This is a genomic window from Acidiphilium sp. 34-64-41 (assembly GCF_002282635.1).
Classification (GTDB): Bacteria; Pseudomonadota; Alphaproteobacteria; order Acetobacterales; family Acetobacteraceae; genus Acidiphilium; species Acidiphilium rubrum.
In genome coordinates, this window is the sequence record NZ_NCJX01000018.1 from 1 (window position 1) to 16,465 (window position 16,465).

At 65.6% G+C, this 16,465-nt stretch carries 12 protein-coding genes; 7 read left to right on the top strand and 5 right to left on the bottom strand.

Annotated features, from left to right (window positions below):
* The first annotated feature begins 282 nt into the window (after positions 1 to 282).
* The 3 genes from B7X49_RS05565 (at position 283) to B7X49_RS05575 (ending at position 2,847) form a co-directional block, all read left to right on the top strand.
* Positions 283 to 1,272, top strand: a complete 990-nt coding sequence (locus tag B7X49_RS05565) for a lysylphosphatidylglycerol synthase domain-containing protein (protein ID WP_245594068.1) — start codon at positions 283 to 285, stop codon at positions 1,270 to 1,272.
* 70 nt (positions 1,273 to 1,342) lie between these two features.
* Positions 1,343 to 1,600 (top strand): GlsB/YeaQ/YmgE family stress response membrane protein, encoded by a 258-nt coding sequence (locus B7X49_RS05570; RefSeq protein ID WP_029311132.1) that lies wholly within the window; start codon positions 1,343 to 1,345, stop codon positions 1,598 to 1,600.
* An 89-nt stretch (positions 1,601 to 1,689) separates the two neighbouring features.
* Positions 1,690 to 2,847, top strand: coding sequence for an acyltransferase (locus B7X49_RS05575; protein WP_286703850.1), 1,158 nt, complete (start codon positions 1,690 to 1,692; stop codon positions 2,845 to 2,847).
* Here B7X49_RS05575 and B7X49_RS05580 read toward each other — a convergent pair.
* From B7X49_RS05580 to hemC, 4 genes are read right to left on the bottom strand one after another with little or no spacing between them, the layout of a single operon-like run.
* Positions 2,789 to 3,976, bottom strand: coding sequence for a heme biosynthesis HemY N-terminal domain-containing protein (locus B7X49_RS05580; protein ID WP_286703851.1), 1,188 nt, complete (start codon positions 3,974 to 3,976; stop codon positions 2,789 to 2,791). The genes B7X49_RS05575 and B7X49_RS05580 overlap by 59 nt on opposite strands.
* Complete coding sequence (locus B7X49_RS05585) at positions 3,976 to 4,971, bottom strand: COG4223 family protein (RefSeq protein WP_286703852.1); 996 nt, start codon at positions 4,969 to 4,971, stop codon at positions 3,976 to 3,978. The genes B7X49_RS05580 and B7X49_RS05585 overlap by 1 nt, the downstream gene beginning before the upstream one ends.
* Positions 4,968 to 5,666, bottom strand: coding sequence for a uroporphyrinogen-III synthase (locus B7X49_RS05590; protein WP_286703853.1), 699 nt, complete (start codon positions 5,664 to 5,666; stop codon positions 4,968 to 4,970). The genes B7X49_RS05585 and B7X49_RS05590 overlap by 4 nt, the downstream gene beginning before the upstream one ends.
* Positions 5,659 to 6,657 carry a hydroxymethylbilane synthase gene (hemC, locus tag B7X49_RS05595; protein WP_286703854.1) on the bottom strand — a complete coding sequence of 333 codons (999 nt, stop codon included), beginning with the start codon at positions 6,655 to 6,657 and terminating at the stop codon, positions 5,659 to 5,661. Before hemC ends, B7X49_RS05590 begins: the two co-directional genes overlap by 8 nt.
* Positions 6,658 to 6,680: 23 nt before the next feature.
* Here hemC and tsaD point away from each other — a divergent pair, with 23 nt between their 5' ends.
* The 4 genes from tsaD (at position 6,681) to glgA (ending at position 13,111) form a co-directional block, all read left to right on the top strand.
* Complete coding sequence (gene tsaD / locus B7X49_RS05600) at positions 6,681 to 7,790, top strand: tRNA (adenosine(37)-N6)-threonylcarbamoyltransferase complex transferase subunit TsaD (protein ID WP_286703855.1); 1,110 nt, start codon at positions 6,681 to 6,683, stop codon at positions 7,788 to 7,790.
* Positions 7,791 to 7,872: 82 nt separating this feature from the next.
* Positions 7,873 to 10,338, top strand: coding sequence for a glycogen/starch/alpha-glucan phosphorylase (locus tag B7X49_RS05605; RefSeq protein WP_286703885.1), 2,466 nt, complete (start codon positions 7,873 to 7,875; stop codon positions 10,336 to 10,338).
* Between the two features lie 62 nt (positions 10,339 to 10,400).
* A complete protein-coding gene (glgC, locus tag B7X49_RS05610) occupies positions 10,401 to 11,672 on the top strand; it encodes a glucose-1-phosphate adenylyltransferase (protein ID WP_286703856.1) in 1,272 nt (423 codons plus the stop codon).
* A complete protein-coding gene (gene glgA / locus B7X49_RS05615; RefSeq protein WP_286703857.1) occupies positions 11,672 to 13,111 on the top strand; it encodes a glycogen synthase GlgA in 1,440 nt (479 codons plus the stop codon). Before glgC ends, glgA begins: the two co-directional genes overlap by 1 nt.
* Positions 13,112 to 13,370: 259 nt before the next feature.
* Here the strand turns inward: glgA and B7X49_RS05620 are convergent, their stop codons facing one another.
* Positions 13,371 to 16,463, bottom strand: a complete 3,093-nt coding sequence (locus B7X49_RS05620) for an efflux RND transporter permease subunit (RefSeq protein ID WP_286703858.1) — start codon at positions 16,461 to 16,463, stop codon at positions 13,371 to 13,373.
* Between the last annotated feature and the right edge of the window lie 2 nt (positions 16,464 to 16,465).

Below are 16,465 nucleotides of genomic sequence, written 5' to 3' on the forward strand. Positions count from 1 at the left end.
CTTTGCCCCCTCGACCCCCACTAAGGGCTTAGCCCTTAGAACCCGCTAGTTTTAGGCAAGGGGAGGGCGCTGCCTCGGATTTTCCGTCGATCTGGCCTGTGTCGCCCTCCCCTTGCCTAAAACTAATGGATTTTAAAGGCTCTGCCTTTAACGGGGTCCAGGGGCAGAGCCCCTGGCCTTCCTTGCTCCAAGCGCCCCGGCCACCCGGCCCCACGCGCCGGTATTTTTTGCAGGGCGCGGTGGGGTTTGGTAGGGGGTGGGGATGCGGGATGGGGGTTTTTGGTGAGTGGGTTCAGGGGGTGGCCGGCGGCGTTTGCTTTGCTTGGGCTGGTTTTGTTTACGGCGACGATTGCGTGGTTGGGGTGGGGCGGGGTTTTGCGGGCGATCGACCGGGTGAGTCTGGTTGGGTTTGCGGTGTATTTTGCTGTGCAGCTGGTGGTGATTGCGGGTTTGGCGGGGGCGTGGCGGCTTTTGTTGGATCGGGCGCAGGGCGGGCGGTATTGGCTGTTGTATTATGGGCGGATGGTGCGGGATTCGGCGGGTGAGTTTTTGCCGTTTTCGCATGTGGGCGGGTTTGTGTTGGGTGGGCGGGCGATTGCGTTGGGTGGGGTGAATGTGGCGGCGGCGACGGCTTCGACGCTGGCGGACATTACCGTGGAGTTTCTGGCCGAGCTGGTTTTTATCGCGACGGGTGTTGTGTTGTTGGCGCGGTTGGCGCCGGGCAGTGATTTGCTGGTGCCGGTTGCGGGCGGGCTTGGGGTTGCGGTGTTGGGGGCGGCGGGGTTTTTGCTGGTGCAGCGCGGCGGCGGGCGGGTGTTTCGTGGCCTTGCGATGCGGATTGCCGGGCGTTCGGCGGATGGCGCGGCGGTGCGGCTGGAGCGGTTGCAGGTGGCGATTGATGCGATTTATGCGCGGCCGGGGCGGATTTTTGCGGCGGGGCTGTTGCATCTGGTGTGCTGGTTTGCGGCGGGCGTGACGTCGTATGTGGCGTTTCATGCGTTGGGGACGGCGATCAGTCTGGTTGATGCGTTGACGATCGAGGCGTTGCTGCATGCGATTCTGGCGGCGGGGTTTTTCGTTCCCGGGCGCATTGGGGTGCAGGAGGCGGCTTACAGCCTGTTGGGCACGATTTTCGGGATTCCGCCCGATATTGCGTTGTCGGTCTCGTTGTTGCGGCGGGCGCGGGATGTGATCATTGCGGTACCGGTGTTGCTGGTGTGGCAGGGGATCGAGGCGCGGCGGTTGCATCTGGCGGGCACCGACATTCGTTGAGGCGGGTGCGCCGATGTGCCATAATTCGGGATATTCGCGACGTTGACACTGTTATCAAGGAGCGTGGCCCATGGGATTGCTGGCTATTATCGTGCTCGGTCTGATCGCTGGTTGGATCGCGAGCCTGATCGTTGACAATGCGGGCAAGGGACCGCTGGTGGATATGGTGTTGGGCATTATCGGCGCGCTGGTTGGCGGCTCGATTTTTTCGGCGCTGGGGGCGGCGCCGATCACCGGGTTCAATTTGTACAGCCTGTTCGTTGCGGTGATCGGGTCGGTGGTGGTGCTGGTGGTGTATCACGCGATTTCGGGGCGGCGGCGCCTCTGATTTTGGTATAATTCGACTTAAGGTTGTGTTATCACCGCGTCATGACGGCGCGGTTGCATTCTGATTCGCCTCGGCAGACGATCGGTCGGTTGACCCGGCTGGATGGTCTGCGGGGGATTCTCGCCGTTTATGTGATGCTGGGGCATACGGCGCCGTTCATTCCGTGGCCGCCGATGGTCGGGCGCGTGATTGAAGCGTTGGTCAGCCATGGTCTGGCGGCGGTGAACCTGTTTTTCGCGTTGTCGGGGCTGGTGATCGTGCAGTCGATGGCGCGGTTTGGCGGGCGGGCGCGGGCGTTTCTGGTGGCACGGGCGTGGCGGTTGCTGCCGGTGTATTTCGTTGTGCTGGGGCTGGCGACGGTTGCGCTGGCGTGGCGGTCGCCGTTCGATGTCATGCCGTGGATACGTCCGGGTGATATTGGTTCTATGATCTGGGAGCGGCGACTACCGACATCGTGGCCAGCTCATCTTGCGATGCATCTGGCGCTGTTGCAGGGGATTACGCCGCGCGGGTGGTTGCCTGACCTGCAATTCTCGATGCTCAGCCCGGCCTGGAGTCTTTCGACCGAGTGGCAGTTTTACGTCGTGATCGCTCTGGTGATGCCGCTGGTCGGCAGTGACGATCGGGGGTTGCGGCGGCTGGTGTGGCTGTGTCTGGCGGTGGCGGTGGTCGGGCGGGGTTATGCGGCGGTGATGCCGCTGCATTGGCGGTTCCATCGGGCGTTTCTGCCGAACGAGGCGGCTTATTTCGCGATCGGGATTGCCGCGGCGCGGTTGTGGCGCGGGGGTGCGGGGCTGGTTGGATTCGGCGCGGCGCTGGGGGTGGCCGTGGTGATCGGCGCCAGTCATGGCAGCGGCTTCGCCATGATCGCCAAGGCGTTGCCGCCGCTGGTCTGGGCGGTGATGATCGCGGCCCAGCGCACGCCCGATCATCGGCTGGTCCGGCCGATCGCGCGGTGCCTCGATCATCCGGCCGTGCTGTGGCTGGGGGCGATTTCCTATCCGCTGTATCTGGTCAACGAGCCGGTGGGCCGGACGCTGGCGGTGGTGGTTGGTGGCGCGGCCTTGGGTGATCCGGTGTGGTTTTCGCTGGTGTGGGGGCCGCTGACGCTGGCGGGTTCGGTCGGGCTTGCCGCGGTGCTGCACTATACCGTCGAACGGCGGTGCCTTGATTGGGCGAAAGCGCGGATCAGGCCGCCGGTTGCGGTGACGGCAGCAGCACAGTCGTCGGGTCCGGCGGCGGTTTGACCCAGCCGAGGCTGCCGATCGTGCCGCATTTGCGGCAATTGGCCTGCCAGTCGGCGTGTTTGGTGTCGCAGGCGGCGCAGACCCATGCGCTGCCGGCGGCGGCCATCGCGCGGGCTTCGTGGCGTTGGGCTTCACCGGCGAGATCGGCCGCTTTGGCGGTGCGGGCGAGCAGGGCCTCGCTTTCCGGATGACCGGGATTGGCGCTGGCCAGTTTTTGCGCGGCGCGGGCGCGATCGAGCGGCAGGTTGATCGAGCTCAGGTAGGCGGCGGCGAGATCCGGGTGCGGGGCGGCTTTCCAGCCGGCGACCAGGGCGCGTTTGGCGCGCCACAGATGACCCGCGCGTTCGTGGGCGGCGTAGAGCGCGAGATGGGCCGGGGCGAGAGAAGGGGCGGCGCGGACGGCTTCGCGCGCCCAGTCGATCGCCATGCGTTCGCCCTCGGCGGTGCGGGATGCCATGATCGCGAGGGCGGCGCGGGCCGGCGGGTCGGTCGCGAGGCGTGCGGCATCGGCGTAGCGGTTCTGGTTGAAGGCGAGTTGCACGCGCTGGTCGCGCAGCCACACCGAGTTGGGATAGGCCACGGCGGCTTGGCGGGTCTGGGCTTCGGCTTCGGCCAGGGCGGCGGCATCACCGCCGGCCTGGGTGCGGTGATTGACCAGACCGCGCCAGCCGAGAAACCCGGCGTCCTTGTGGCGGGCCAGGGCGGCGAAATGCCGGTCGGCGGTGGCGTGATCGCCGGTGCGGCGCGCGGTTTCCCCGGCGACGTAGAGGGTGAGTGGTGCGTCGGGCGCCTGGCGCTGGGCGATGCGGGCGTGGTTGGCGGCGGTGCGGTCATCACCGGCGGCCATGGCGGACAGGGCGCGGAGTGAGGCGGCATCGGCATTGTTGCGGCGCGAGAGGTTGCGGCGCGCGGCGACCCGGGCGGGGGTGCGCAGCAGGGCGCGGATGATGCCGGCAAACAGGATGAGAATGAGCACCAGGATGGCGAGCAGCAGGATGGCGATCGGCGTCGAGGCGGTGGCGGCGTAGCTGCCGAAATCGATCGTGATGTGCCCGGGCAGCATCGCGACATACCAGACGGCGCCGAGCACGATCAGGGCGACGATGGCGAAGCCGAATGCGCGCAACATCAGTGCGACCCCGCCGCGCCGGTGGCGGGCGATGCCGCCATGGTGGCCAGGGCGGTGCGCGCCGCGATGAGGTGGTTTGCCTTGGTGATCCAGGGTGCCATGACCGTTGCGGCGCCTTGGGGCAGCGGTTTCAGAGCGGTCAAAGCGGCGGTTAGATCGTTGTGATCGAGGTCGGTCTGCGCGGCGCCGAGGATGCCGGCGGCGCGGCTGCCGACCAGCACGCGGGCGTTGTGGCGGATGGTGACCATGCTTTCCACCCGGCCCTTGACCCGTTGCCAGAAGCCGCCGGATGCGGCGACATCGCCGCCCGCGATGGTGGCTTTGTCGGCGTAGGCGGGGAAGCTGGCCTTGAGGCCGGCGAGGGTGGGTGGTGCTGCGGTCGCGTAGCGGACCAGGGCTTCCGGCGCGTTGGGAATGGTGCCGAGCGGCGCGCCATTTTCCAGCGCGAGGCTGGCCTGGGCGAGTTGTGCGAGCATCTGCGCCTTGGCGACCTGCTTGGGCAGGTCGGCGGCGTTGGTTTGCAGCGTGGCGAGGGCGGCGTGATCGGCCAAGGCGGTGGTCGAGAGCGAGGCGATGCCGGCCTGCATGGTCTTGATCTGGTCGGCCAGGGCAGACGGGATTTTGGGTTCGACCTTGACCTGGGGGGGCGGTGGCGACGGTGCGGGCCGGTTGGCGAGGCCAGCGACTTTGGTGTTGGTCGTTTCCAGCCGGGATTGCAGGGTCGCGACCTCGGATTTCAGGCTGTCGACCTGCTGGGTGAGGGCGGCGATCGTGCTGGTCTGGTCGGATGCGGTGCCCTGGGCGTGAAACAGCCAGGCCTCGCCGGCCGCGAGCAGCAGGAACAGGACGATTCCGGCCACGATCGGGCCGCGATTGTCGGTGCGTTCGGGGGGCGCGGTGGGCGTGATGACCGGATCGTCGATCGGGGTGGTGATCGGGTGATCGACGATGGCTTCGCCTTGCGGCGGCATCGGGTGGTTTTCGGGTTCGCTCATGGCAGTATCGCTAGCATGTGATCCTGATCCGGTGAAATCGCCGCGCGGATGGCGCGGAACGGCAGGCGGGCGAGGGGGGCGGCGGCGGCGGGGCTGATCGCGATGGCGATGGCGCGGCGGAGGGTGCCGGCGAGCGACTCGTGGTCGATCAGGCTGGCGAAGCGGCGGGCGGTGGCGGGGGAAAAGATCATCACGCGGTCGACCGCCTCGGCGGCGAGGGCGGCGATGGCGGCGGCGGAGAGATGTTCGGTGGGGCGTGAGCAGTAGACGACGCGGCGGGTGACGCGAAACCCTGCCGTGCGCAAGGCGGCGGCGAGTTCGAGGCTGTGGCCGGCGCCGCAGGGCAGCACGATGGCGGCGTGCGGCTTGAGTTGCCGGGCGACCAGATCGGCGAGGTCGCGCGCCGTGCCTGAGGCGCTTTCGACGGTGATGAACCCCAGGTCGCGCGCGCGGGCGGCGGTGGCATCGCCCACCGCGAACAGCGGGATGGCGCGCCACGCGGCGGGCAGGCCGGGCAGCGCCTGGGCGCTGGCGATGACGATGGCATCGCAGGTGTATGGCAGGGTGGCGGGCAGGGCTTCGATGTCGAGGCAGGGGGCGAGCACCGGCACGTGGCCGCGGGCGCGCAGCAGATCGGCGGTGGCGGAGCCGCCGGGCTCGGGCCTGGTGACCAGGATCGTCAGCGACTCAGTCAAGAAAAATATCGGATGGGCTGTCGCGCCGGAGGGACGCGCCGAGTTCCTGGCCCAGGCGTTCGGCATCGGCCGCATCGGCGGTTTCGCTGCGTTTGAGCAGGAAGCTGCCATCGGCGCGGGCGGTGAGTCCGGTGAGGTGCAGTGTGCCATCCGGCAGCAGGCGGGCGTAGCCGCCGATCGGGGTGCGGCAGGAACCATCGAGGGCGGCGAGCAGGGCGCGCTCGGCGGTGGCGACGGCTTTGGCTTCCTTGTCCTCGATCATCGCGAGCAGATGGCCGAGGGCCGCGTCTTCCGCGCGCACGGTGATGCCGACGATGCCCTGGCAGGCGGAGGGGACCATCGCTTCCGGGTCGATCGCGGCGGAGACCTCCGACTCGAAGCCGAGGCGGCGCAGGCCGGCGAGGGCGAGCAGGGTGGCGTCGAACTTGCCGGTGCGCGCGGCATCGAGCCGGGTGCGGACGTTGCCGCGCAGCAATTCCATTTTCAGATCGGGCCGGGCGTGGAGCAACTGCGCCTGGCGGCGGACCGAGGAGGTGCCGATGCGGGCGTTGGCGGGCAAAGCGGACCAGATTTCGGCACCGTCCTCGATTTTATATTCATCGGACAGGATCAGCGCGTCGCGGGCGTCTTCGCGCTTCATGGTGCAGGCGAGGATGATGCCCGCGGGGAGGGTGGTTTCCAGGTCTTTCAGGGAGTGGACGGCGAAATCGATTCGCTTGTCGAGCAGCGCCTCGTGGATTTCCTTGGCGAACAGGCCTTTGCCGCCGAGTTCGGCGAGCGGGCGGTCGAGCACCTGATCGCCGGTGGTGCTGATGATCTCGGCGGCGAACGCATCCGGCGCGTAGCCGAGTGCGGGGCAGATTTCGCGGAGTGCGGCCAAGAACATCTCGGTCTGTTTTCGCGCGAGCGGCGAGCCGCGGGTGCCGACCCGCAGGGGCAGGCGGCCGGTGTGGGGGGCGACTTTTGGTGTAGCCGTGGTTTCCTGGTCCATCCTGCTTGCTTTAAAGGATCGGCATGGAAAGAAAAGCCGGAAATATCGGGCATGATGCCGCGGCACTGGTGCTGGGGATCGAGACCTCGTGCGATGAGACGGCGTGCGCCGTGCTCGACGGCGCCGGGGTGGTGCGGGCCGAGCTGGTGGCGAGCCAGATCGCCGATCATGCGCCGTTCGGCGGCGTGGTGCCCGAGATTGCGGCGCGCGCGCATCTGGCGGCGCTGGGGCCGATGGTGGCATCCGTGCTGCGTACGGCCGGGGTGCGGGCGGCTGATGTGAGTGCGGTGGCCGCGACCGTGGGGCCGGGCTTGATCGGCGGGCTGATCATCGGCGGCGGTTTTGCCAAGGGCATGGCGCTCGCCACCGGGGCGGATTTCTATGCGATCAATCACCTCGAGGCGCATGCGCTGACCGCGCGGTTGCCGGGGCTTTCGGCGGTGGCGCCGGCATTTCCTTATGTGTTGCTGCTGGTTTCGGGAGGGCATACCGCGTTGATCGCGGTGGAGGGGGTCGGGCGGTATCGCCAGCTTGGCACCACGCTCGATGACGCGGCGGGCGAGGCGTTCGACAAGGTGGCGAAGCTGCTGGGGCTCGCCTATCCGGGCGGACCGGCGCTGGAGTTGCTGGCGGCCGAAGGCGATGCGGCGCGGTTTGCGCTGCCGCGCCCGATGCTGGGGCGGGAAGGGTGTGATTTCTCGTTTTCTGGACTGAAGACGGCGGTGGCGCAGCTGGTCGCCGCACGGCCGGCGGGTGCGCTCGATCGTGATGATGCGGCGGCTATCGCGGCTTCGTTTCAGGCCGCGGTGGTGGCGACCATGGCGGATCGGCTCGCGCATGCGCTGGCGATGATGCCATCGGCCAGCGGCGTGGTGGTGGCGGGCGGGGTTGCGGCCAATCAGGCGATTCGCACGGGATTGCGGGCGGTTGCCGCGCGCACCGGCCATGCGCTGTTCGCACCACCCTTGCGCCTGTGCACCGACAACGCGACGATGGTGGCCTGGGCCGCGATCGAGCGGGCGCGCGCCGGGCTGGGGCCGGATGCGCTCGCGACGCCGTGCCGGCCGCGCTGGCCGCTCGATGTGACAGCGCAAAGTTTCATTGCAGGGAGGCGCGTTTCCGTGTCAGTCTGATCGGCAAGACAACGAGAGGTAGTCCCTGATGAACAACACGCCGGTGCAGGATCGACCCGATCAAACCCAGCGCACGAAGAAAATGCTCTCCAACGATCCGCCGCCGCTCGCCCCGATCCGCACCAGCCAGGACTGGCGTGAGGCGATCGTCGCCAAGCTGATCTATGGGGTCGGCAAGAACGTGGTGACGGCAAACGACCGGGATTGGTTCGTCGCACTCGCGCTGGCGCTGCGCGACCGGGTGGTGGAGCGCTGGATTGCCAGCACTAACAAAATCTACGAGCGCGGCCATAAGCGGGTGTATTACCTTTCGCTCGAGTTTCTGATCGGGCGGCTGATGTTCGACACGTTGACCAATCTCGGCATGGTCGATGTGACGCGCGCGGCACTCGCGGAACTCGGCGTCGATCTGGACCGGGTGCGGGACGCCGAGCCCGATGCCGCGCTCGGCAACGGCGGGTTGGGGCGCCTCGCGGCGTGTTTCATGGAGAGCATGGCGACGCTTTCGATCCCCGGCTACGGCTATGGTATTCGTTACAATAACGGATTGTTCAAGCAGGCGATCGATGATGGCCGCCAGCTGGAATTTCCGGAAGATTGGCTCGCGGTCGGCAACCCCTGGGAGTTCGAGCGGCCGGAAGTTGCGTATGACATCGGGTTCGGCGGGCATGTCGAAGCGGTGCGCGACGAGGAGGGCGAGGTTCGGCACGTCTGGCATCCGGGCGAGGTGGTGCGCGCGGTGGCGTATGATACGCCGGTGGTCGGCTGGCGCGGCCGGCATGTGAATTCGTTGCGCCTGTGGTCGGCCCGCGCGGTCGATCCGCTGCAACTCGAAACCTTCAACGCGGGCGATTACGTCGGCGCGCTGGCGCAGGACGTGCGCGCGCAATCGATCTCGCGGGTGCTCTACCCATCGGATGCGACGGCGGCGGGGCAGGAATTGCGGCTGCGCCAGGAGTATTTTTTCGCGGCCGCCTCGTTGCAGGACATGCTGCGCCGGCACATCACGCAGTTCAAGGATCTGCGCCTCCTGCCTGACAAGGTTGCGATTCAGCTCAACGACACGCATCCCTCGATTGCGGTTGCCGAGTTGATGCGTCTGCTGGTTGATGAGCACGGGCTCGAATGGGCCGAGGCGTGGGAGATCACGAAAGGAACGTTTTCGTACACCAACCACACGCTGCTACCCGAGGCGCTGGAGACCTGGCCGGTGCCGCTGATGGAGCGGATGCTGCCGCGCCAGATGCAGATTATCTATCTGATCAATGCCGATCACCTGGAACAGGTCCGCATGCTCGGCATGGGCAGCGATGATAAACTCGCGGGCCTGTCGCTGATCGATGAAACGCATGGCCGGCGGGTGCGGATGGGCACGCTCGCGTTCATCGGGTCGCACCGGATCAACGGTGTTTCGGCGCTGCACACGGATTTGATGCGCGAGACGGTGTTTGCCGATCTGCACAAGATGTTTCCCGAGCGGATCACCAATGTCACCAACGGCATCACGTTCCGGCGCTGGCTGTATGAAGCCAATCCGGGCCTGACGCGATTGCTGGTCGAGGCGCTGGGCGAGCATGTGTGCGATGACCCGGCGGAACTTGTGGCGCTGCGCGATCTGGCTTCGGATGCCGGGTTTCGCAATCGTTTGATCGCGTGCCGGCGCAACCATAAAATTATACTTTCGAAATGGGTGCGCGACCGGATGCGGATCAAGCTCGATCCGGATGCGATGTTCGATATCCATGTCAAACGCATCCATGAATACAAGCGGCAATTGCTCAATATTCTGGAAACCATCGCGCTGTACGATGCGATCCGCGCGCGGCCTTCGGCCGGGTGGGTGCCGCGGGTCAAGATTTTCGCGGGCAAGGCGGCGGCGAGCTATCATCAGGCGAAACTCATCATCAAGCTGGTCAACGACGTCGCCAAGGTGATCAACAGCGACCCCACGGTGCGCGGTCTGCTGAAGGTCGTGTTTATGCCGAATTTCAATGTCAGCCTGGCCGAGATGATCATTCCGGCGGCCGATCTTTCCGAGCAGATCTCGACCGCCGGCATGGAGGCATCGGGCACCGGCAACATGAAATTCGCCCTGAACGGCGCCTTGACGATCGGCACGCTCGATGGTGCCAATGTTGAAATCCGCGATCATGTCGGTGATGACAACATCTTTATCTTCGGCCTCACCGCCGCCGAAGTGGCCGATCGCAAGCGTGACGGCTGGCGGCCGCATCATTCGATTTCGGCATCACCCGCGCTGGCCGAGGTGATCGACGCCGTGTGGTCGGGCGTGTTCTCGCCCGATGATGCCAGCCGGTTTCACCCGCTGGTGCATGAACTGCGCGGCGATGACCGGTTTCTGGTGACCGCCGATTTCGATTCCTACGCGCAGGCGCAACGCCGGGTCGATCGGTTGTGGGGCGACCAGGAAGCGTGGTGGCGTGCATCGATCATGAATACCGCGGGCATGGCGTATTTTTCATCCGATCGCGCGATCGGTGATTACGCGCGCAACATCTGGCGCACGACCGGTCTGGAGACCACATGAGCAGGGCATAATCACAAACCCGACCGGTAAACCCGGCGGGTGCCACGGGAAGGAACATCGCCATGAACAATCGAGACAGCCTCAACAAACCGCTATCGCGCAATGCGATGGCGTATGTTCTGGCCGGGGGCCGGGGCTCGCGGCTGCATGACCTGACCGACAAGCGGGCGAAGCCGGCGGTGCATTTCGGGGGTAAATGGCGGATCATCGATTTCGCGCTGTCGAACGCGCTGAACTCGGGGATCCGCCATATCGGTGTTGCGACACAGTATAAAGCGCATAGTCTGATCCGACATTTGCAGTTGGGTTGGACGTTCTTTCGGCGCGAACGCAATGAAAGCTTCGACATATTACCGGCAAGCCAGCGGGTTTCCGAGAATAGCTGGTATCTGGGTACTGCCGATGCCGTGTATCAGAATATCGAAATCATCGAGAGCATCGCGCCCGCGCATATCATTATTTTGGCCGGTGATCATATTTATAAAATGGACTACGAAGTTCTTCTGCAACAACACGTCGCCCAGCAGGCAGATGTGACGGTTGCCTGCGTCGAAGTGCCGTTGGCCGAGGCGAGCGGCTTTGGTGTGATGCACACCGATGCGAACGACCGGATCATCGATTTCCTCGAAAAACCGGCCGATCCGCCGCCGATGCCGGGGCGCAGCGATGTCGCGCTCGCCAGCATGGGCATCTATGTGTTCGACACCAAATTCCTGTTCGACGAACTGCGGCGCGATGCGGCCAACCCGGATTCCGAACATGATTTCGGCAAGGACATCATCCCCGGGCTGGTGCGCAACGGGCGGGCCATGGCGCATCATTTCTCGCGTTCCTGCGTGCGTTCGAGCAAGGAGGCGGAGCCGTATTGGCGCGATGTCGGCACGGTCGATGCGTATTGGGAGGCCAATATCGACCTCACCGATTTCGTGCCTTCGCTCGACATCTATGACCAAAGCTGGCCGATCTGGACCTATACCGAAGGCACGCCGCCCGCCAAATTCATTCATGACGAAGATGGCAGGCGGGGCCTTGCGGTTTCATCGTTGGTGTGCGGCGGCTGCGTGGTTTCGGGGGCGGCGCTGCGGCGCAGCCTTTTGTTCACCGGGGTGCGGGTGAATTCGTTTTCGCAGGTCACGGCAGCGGTGCTGTTGCCGGATGTCGATGTCGGGCGGTACGCGCGCCTGACCAATGTGGTGATCGACCGCGGCGTGCGCATCCCCGAAGGCCTGGTGGTCGGGGAGAACGCCGTCGAGGACGCGCTGCGGTTTCGAAGGACCGACAAAGGCGTTTGCCTGATCACCCAGGCGATGATCGATCGGCTGGATACCCACTAGTGCTCAAGGTCCTGTCGGTCGGTTCGGAGATCTATCCGCTGGTGAAAACCGGCGGGCTGGCCGATGTGATGGGCGCGTTGCCGGGCGCATTGGCGCGCGAGGGCGTCGCCATGCGGGCCCTGGTGCCGGGTTATCCCGCCGTGATGGCCGCGCTGGCAGAGGCCGAGACGGTGCTGTCGATCGCGGATTTATTCGGCGGGCCGGCGCGGGTGGTGGCGGGTGAGCCTGACGGATTGCCGATGTTCGCGCTCGATGCGCCGCATTTGTTCGCCCGGCCCGGCAACCCGTATCTCGCCTCCAACGGCGCCGACTGGCCGGACAACGCACAACGCTTTGCCGCACTCTGCCGCGCCGGCGTGCTGATTGCGCAAGGTGCCATCGCCGGCTTCGTGCCCGATGTGGTGCACGCGCACGACTGGCAGGCGGGATTGCTGCCCGCCTATCTGCACTACGCCGGCGGCGGCCCGCCTTGTGTGATGACGGTGCATAATCTGGCCTATCAGGGGCAGTTTCCCGCCGATCTACTCGGCGCGCTCGGGCTGCCGGCGTCGGCCTACGCGATCGATGGTGTCGAATACTACGGCAGCATCGGGTTTCTGAAGGCGGGCCTGCAGTTTGCCGATGCGATCACCACCGTCTCGCCGCGCTACGCGGTCGAGATTGCAACACCCGAAGGCGGCATGGGCCTCGATGGGTTGATCCGCGCCCGGGCCGGCGTGATGCACGGCATTCTGAACGGGCTCGATACCATCGCCTGGAACCCGGCGCGCGACCCCTTGCTGGTCGCACCCTTCGGACCCGGCGATCTGTCACCGCGCGGCACGAACAAATCGGCGCTGCAGGCACGCATGGGGCTGGATGCGCGGCCAGACGCGCTGCTGTTCGGCGTGGTCAGCCGCTTGGCCGGGCAGAAGGGGATCGACCTGATCATCGAGGCCTTGCCGCTGCTCACAGCACTCGGCGCGCAACTCGCGGTGCTGGGCAGCGGTGAGCCCGCGCTCGAGGCCGGGTTGCGCGCGGCCATGGCGCGCTGGCCCGGATCGGTCGCCGCGGTCATCGGCTTCGAGGAACGATTGTCGCACCTGATCCAGGGCGGCGCCGACGCCATCCTGGTGCCGTCACGCTTCGAACCATGCGGTCTGACCCAGCTCGCCGCACAACACTACGGCGCCATCCCGGTGGTTTCACTCGTCGGCGGCCTGGTCGATACCGTGATCGACGCCAACCCCGCCGCGCTCGGCGCCGGTGTGGCAACCGGCATCCAGTTCGGCCCCGTCACCACCAACGGCCTCGCCGACGGACTGCGCCGCGCCGCAGCCCTGTTCGCCGATCAGCCCCGCTGGCAACAAATGCAAACCAACGCCATGACACTCGACGTCTCCTGGACCCACCCCGCCAAACACTACGCCACCCTGTACCACGCTCTGGTGCTCGAATAACGCCCGGCTTGGGTGGGTGTGCCGGTGAGGAAGTAAGGCGGGGGGCTTTGCCCCCTCGACCCCCACTAAGGGCCGAGCCCTTAGAACCCGCTAGTTTTAGGTAAGGGGAGGGCGACCCAGGCCAGATCAGTTGAACCACCGAGGCAGCGCCCTCCCCTTACCTAAAACTAATGGATTTTAAAGGCTCCGCCTTTAACGGGGTCCAGGGGCAGAGCCCCTGGCCTTGCTTCCTCACCGGCGCCACCACCCAAGCTGGGCGTTATTCGGCAGGCATGGTGGTGATGCGGCGGGCGCGGCGTTTGCCGAAGCCGCCGAGGGCCAGGTAGATGACCGGCGTGGTGTAGAGGGTCAGGGCTTGGCAGACGATCAGGCCGCCGATGACGGCGATGCCGAGGGGGCGGCGGAGTTGTTCGCCGGTGCCGACGGCGAAGGCGAGCGGCAGGGCGCCGAGCATGGCGGCGATGGTGGTCATCATGATCGGGCGGAAGCGTTCGATGCAGGCGGCGCGGATGGCTTGTTGGGGTGTCATGCCGCCTTCGCGTTCGGCGTTGAGGGCGAAATCGACCAGCATGATGCCGTTTTTTTTCACGATACCCATCAGCAGGAAGACGCCGATGACGCCGATGACCGAGAGGGGTGTGCCGGTGATCAGCAAAGCGAGCAGGGCGCCGACGCCGGCGGAGGGCAGGGTGGAGAGGATGGTGAGGGGCTGGGTCAGGCTTTCGTAGAGCACGCCGAGCACGATGTAGATGGCGACGAGTGCGGCGGCGATCAGCAGGGGTTCTTTTTCGATCGATGCGAGGAAGTATTTCGCGTTGCCGCCGAACTGGATTTTGACGGTATCGGGCAGCGGCATCGAGGCGATGGCGGCTTTGACCTGGGCGATTGCGGGGCCGAGCGAGGCGCCTTTGCCGACGTTGAAGCTGATGGTCCCGGCGGGTTCGCCATCGAGATGGGTAACGGAGAGCGGTGCGGTGGTGCGGCTGTAGGTTGCGACCTGATCGAGCGGGACGGGGCCTTTCGAGCCGTTGACGAAGAGGTGGCTGAGGTCGCTGGGTGCGCGGTCGAGCCTGGCTGGAACTTTCATGACGACTTCGTACTGGTTTTGCGCTTGATAGATGCGCGAGACCTGTTGTTGGGCGTAGGCGTTTTGCAGGACCCCGTCGATCGCGGCGATGGATACGCCGAGGCGGGCGGCGGCGTTGCGGTTGATGTCGATCATGATTTCGGTCTGGGCCTTGTCCTGATCGGTGCCGATATTGTTGATCGATTTCAGGGTGCGGAGTTTGGCTTCGATCTGGCGGGTCACGGCATCGAGTTCATCGAGCGAGGAGTCGACCACGGAGAAGCTGTATTCGCCGCCGTTTGATTGGCCGCCGAAAAATATGTCCTGGGCCACCTGCATGTTGGTGGTGATGCCGGGAATCCGGGCGAGTTTTTTCTGCAGGCGCAGGATGACGTTTTGTGCGGAGATCGAGCGGTCCGACAGGGGTTTCAGCCCGATGAACATGGTGCCGCGGTTTGCGGTGGAGAAGCCATTGGCGACGCCGATGCGTGAACTGACGGTTGCGACCGCGTTGTCCTGCCGCACGATTTTGACGACGCGGGCTTCGAGCCGTTGCATGCGGTTGAACGAGACATCGGTGGGGGCCAGGGTTTGCGCGATGATCAGGCCGCTGTCTTCCTCGGGGATGAAGGATTTCGGTACCTTGATGTAGAGAAAGATGGTGAGGACCAAAGTGAGCGCGAAGCTGATCAGCATCAGCCAGCGGTGGCGGAGCGCCCAGTCGAGGCTGCGCGCGTAGGCTTCCAGGGTGTTGTGGTATGCGCGGTCGATGCCGCGGGCGAGGCGGGAGTCGCGGCCGATGGTGGAGGTGCGGCCCATGAAATGGGCGCAGATCATCGGCGTGACGGTGAGCGAGATGACGCCGGAAATCACGATCGCGACCGAGAGGGTCATTGCAAATTCGTAGAACAGGCTGCCGATGATGCCGCCCATCAGGGTGAGCGGCAGGAACACGACGACGAGCGATACGGTGATCGAGAACACGGTGAAGCCGATCTGGCGCGCGCCGACCAGGGCGGCTTCGATGCCGGACAGCCCGCGTTCGTGCTGGGCGACGATGTTTTCGATCATGACGATCGCATCGTCGACCACGAAGCCGACGCAGATGGTCAGGGCGAGGAGTGAGAAATTATCGAGCGAGAATCCCATCGCCCACATGACGGCGACGGTGCCGGCGAGGGAGAGCGGCACGGTGACGCCGGCGGCGATGGTGGGTGTGAGGCGGCGCATGAACAGCGTGACGACGGCGAGCACCAGCACGATGGTGATCAGCAGGGTCAACTGGATATCGGCGACGCTGGCGCGGATGGTGGTGGTGCGATCGGTCAGGACGGTGAGTTTGACCGAGGGCGGCAGGAATTTGCGGACTTCGGGCAGCAGCGCCTTGATGCCTTCGACGGTCTTGATCACGTTGGCCTGGGCGGTCTTGGTGATTTCGATGGTGATGGCGGGGTGGCCATCGGCCGAGGCGGCGAGTTGGGTGTTGGCCACGCTGTCGACCACCGAGGCGACATCCGACAGGCGCAGCATGGCGCCGGATTTCGATTTCAGGACGATGCGGCCATATTCGGCGGCGGTGTGCAACTGCCCGTTGGTCGCGATGATCGAGGCGGTGCGCTTGCCTTGCAGCACGCCGATCGGCTCGATTTCATTAGCACTTCGGACTGAATTATAGACATCCGTGCTGGTCAGCCCGGCCGCGGCGAGGGCCTGGGTGTTGAGGCGGATGCGCACGGCCGGCGAGCCGCCGCCGTAGAGGTTGACCTGGGCGACGCCGGGGATTTGCGCGAGGCGCTGATCGAGCGTGGTGTCGGCAATGTTGTAGATATTGCCGAGGCTCATGGTTTTCGATGACAGCGCGATGGTCATCACCGGGCGGGATGCCGGGTTGAACTCCTTGTAAAACGGCCGGCTGGGCATGGCCGAGGGCAGGTTGGGCAGGGCCGCGTTGATGGCGGCCTGCACGGCGTGGGCATCGGCGGTGATGCTGGTGCCGGTATCGAACAGCAGGATGACCGAGGCTGAACCGGTGGAGTTGATCGAGCGGACATCATCGATGCCGGGGATAGTACCCAGCGTGTGTTCGAGCGGCGAGGCGATGGTGCTTGCCATGATGCTGGGCGAGGCGCCGGGTTCGGAGGCGAACACCACGATCGCGGGGATCGGGATGCTGGGGACGGCGGCGACCGGTAATTGGAAATAGGCCAGCGTGCCCGCGATCAGAATGCCCAAAGCGAGTAGGGCGGTGCCGATCGGCCGGCGGATGAAGGGGTCGGAAAACCCCATCG

What these genes read in the sequence shown, in the direction of transcription:
- B7X49_RS05570 (WP_029311132.1), top strand. Translation starts at nt 1,343, where the DNA reads ATGGGATTGCTGGCTATTATCGTGCTCGGTCTGATCGCTGGTTGGATC.
- B7X49_RS05580 (WP_286703851.1), bottom strand. Translation starts at nt 3,976, where the DNA reads ATGTTGCGCGCATTCGGCTTCGCCATCGTCGCCCTGATCGTGCTCGGC.
- B7X49_RS05585 (WP_286703852.1), bottom strand. Translation starts at nt 4,971, where the DNA reads ATGAGCGAACCCGAAAACCACCCGATGCCGCCGCAAGGCGAAGCCATC.
- hemC (WP_286703854.1), bottom strand. Translation starts at nt 6,657, where the DNA reads ATGGACCAGGAAACCACGGCTACACCAAAAGTCGCCCCCCACACCGGC.
- tsaD (WP_286703855.1), top strand. Translation starts at nt 6,681, where the DNA reads ATGGAAAGAAAAGCCGGAAATATCGGGCATGATGCCGCGGCACTGGTG.
- B7X49_RS05605 (WP_286703885.1), top strand. Translation starts at nt 7,873, where the DNA reads ATGCTCTCCAACGATCCGCCGCCGCTCGCCCCGATCCGCACCAGCCAG.
- glgC (WP_286703856.1), top strand. Translation starts at nt 10,401, where the DNA reads ATGAACAATCGAGACAGCCTCAACAAACCGCTATCGCGCAATGCGATG.
- B7X49_RS05620 (WP_286703858.1), bottom strand. Translation starts at nt 16,463, where the DNA reads ATGGGGTTTTCCGACCCCTTCATCCGCCGGCCGATCGGCACCGCCCTA.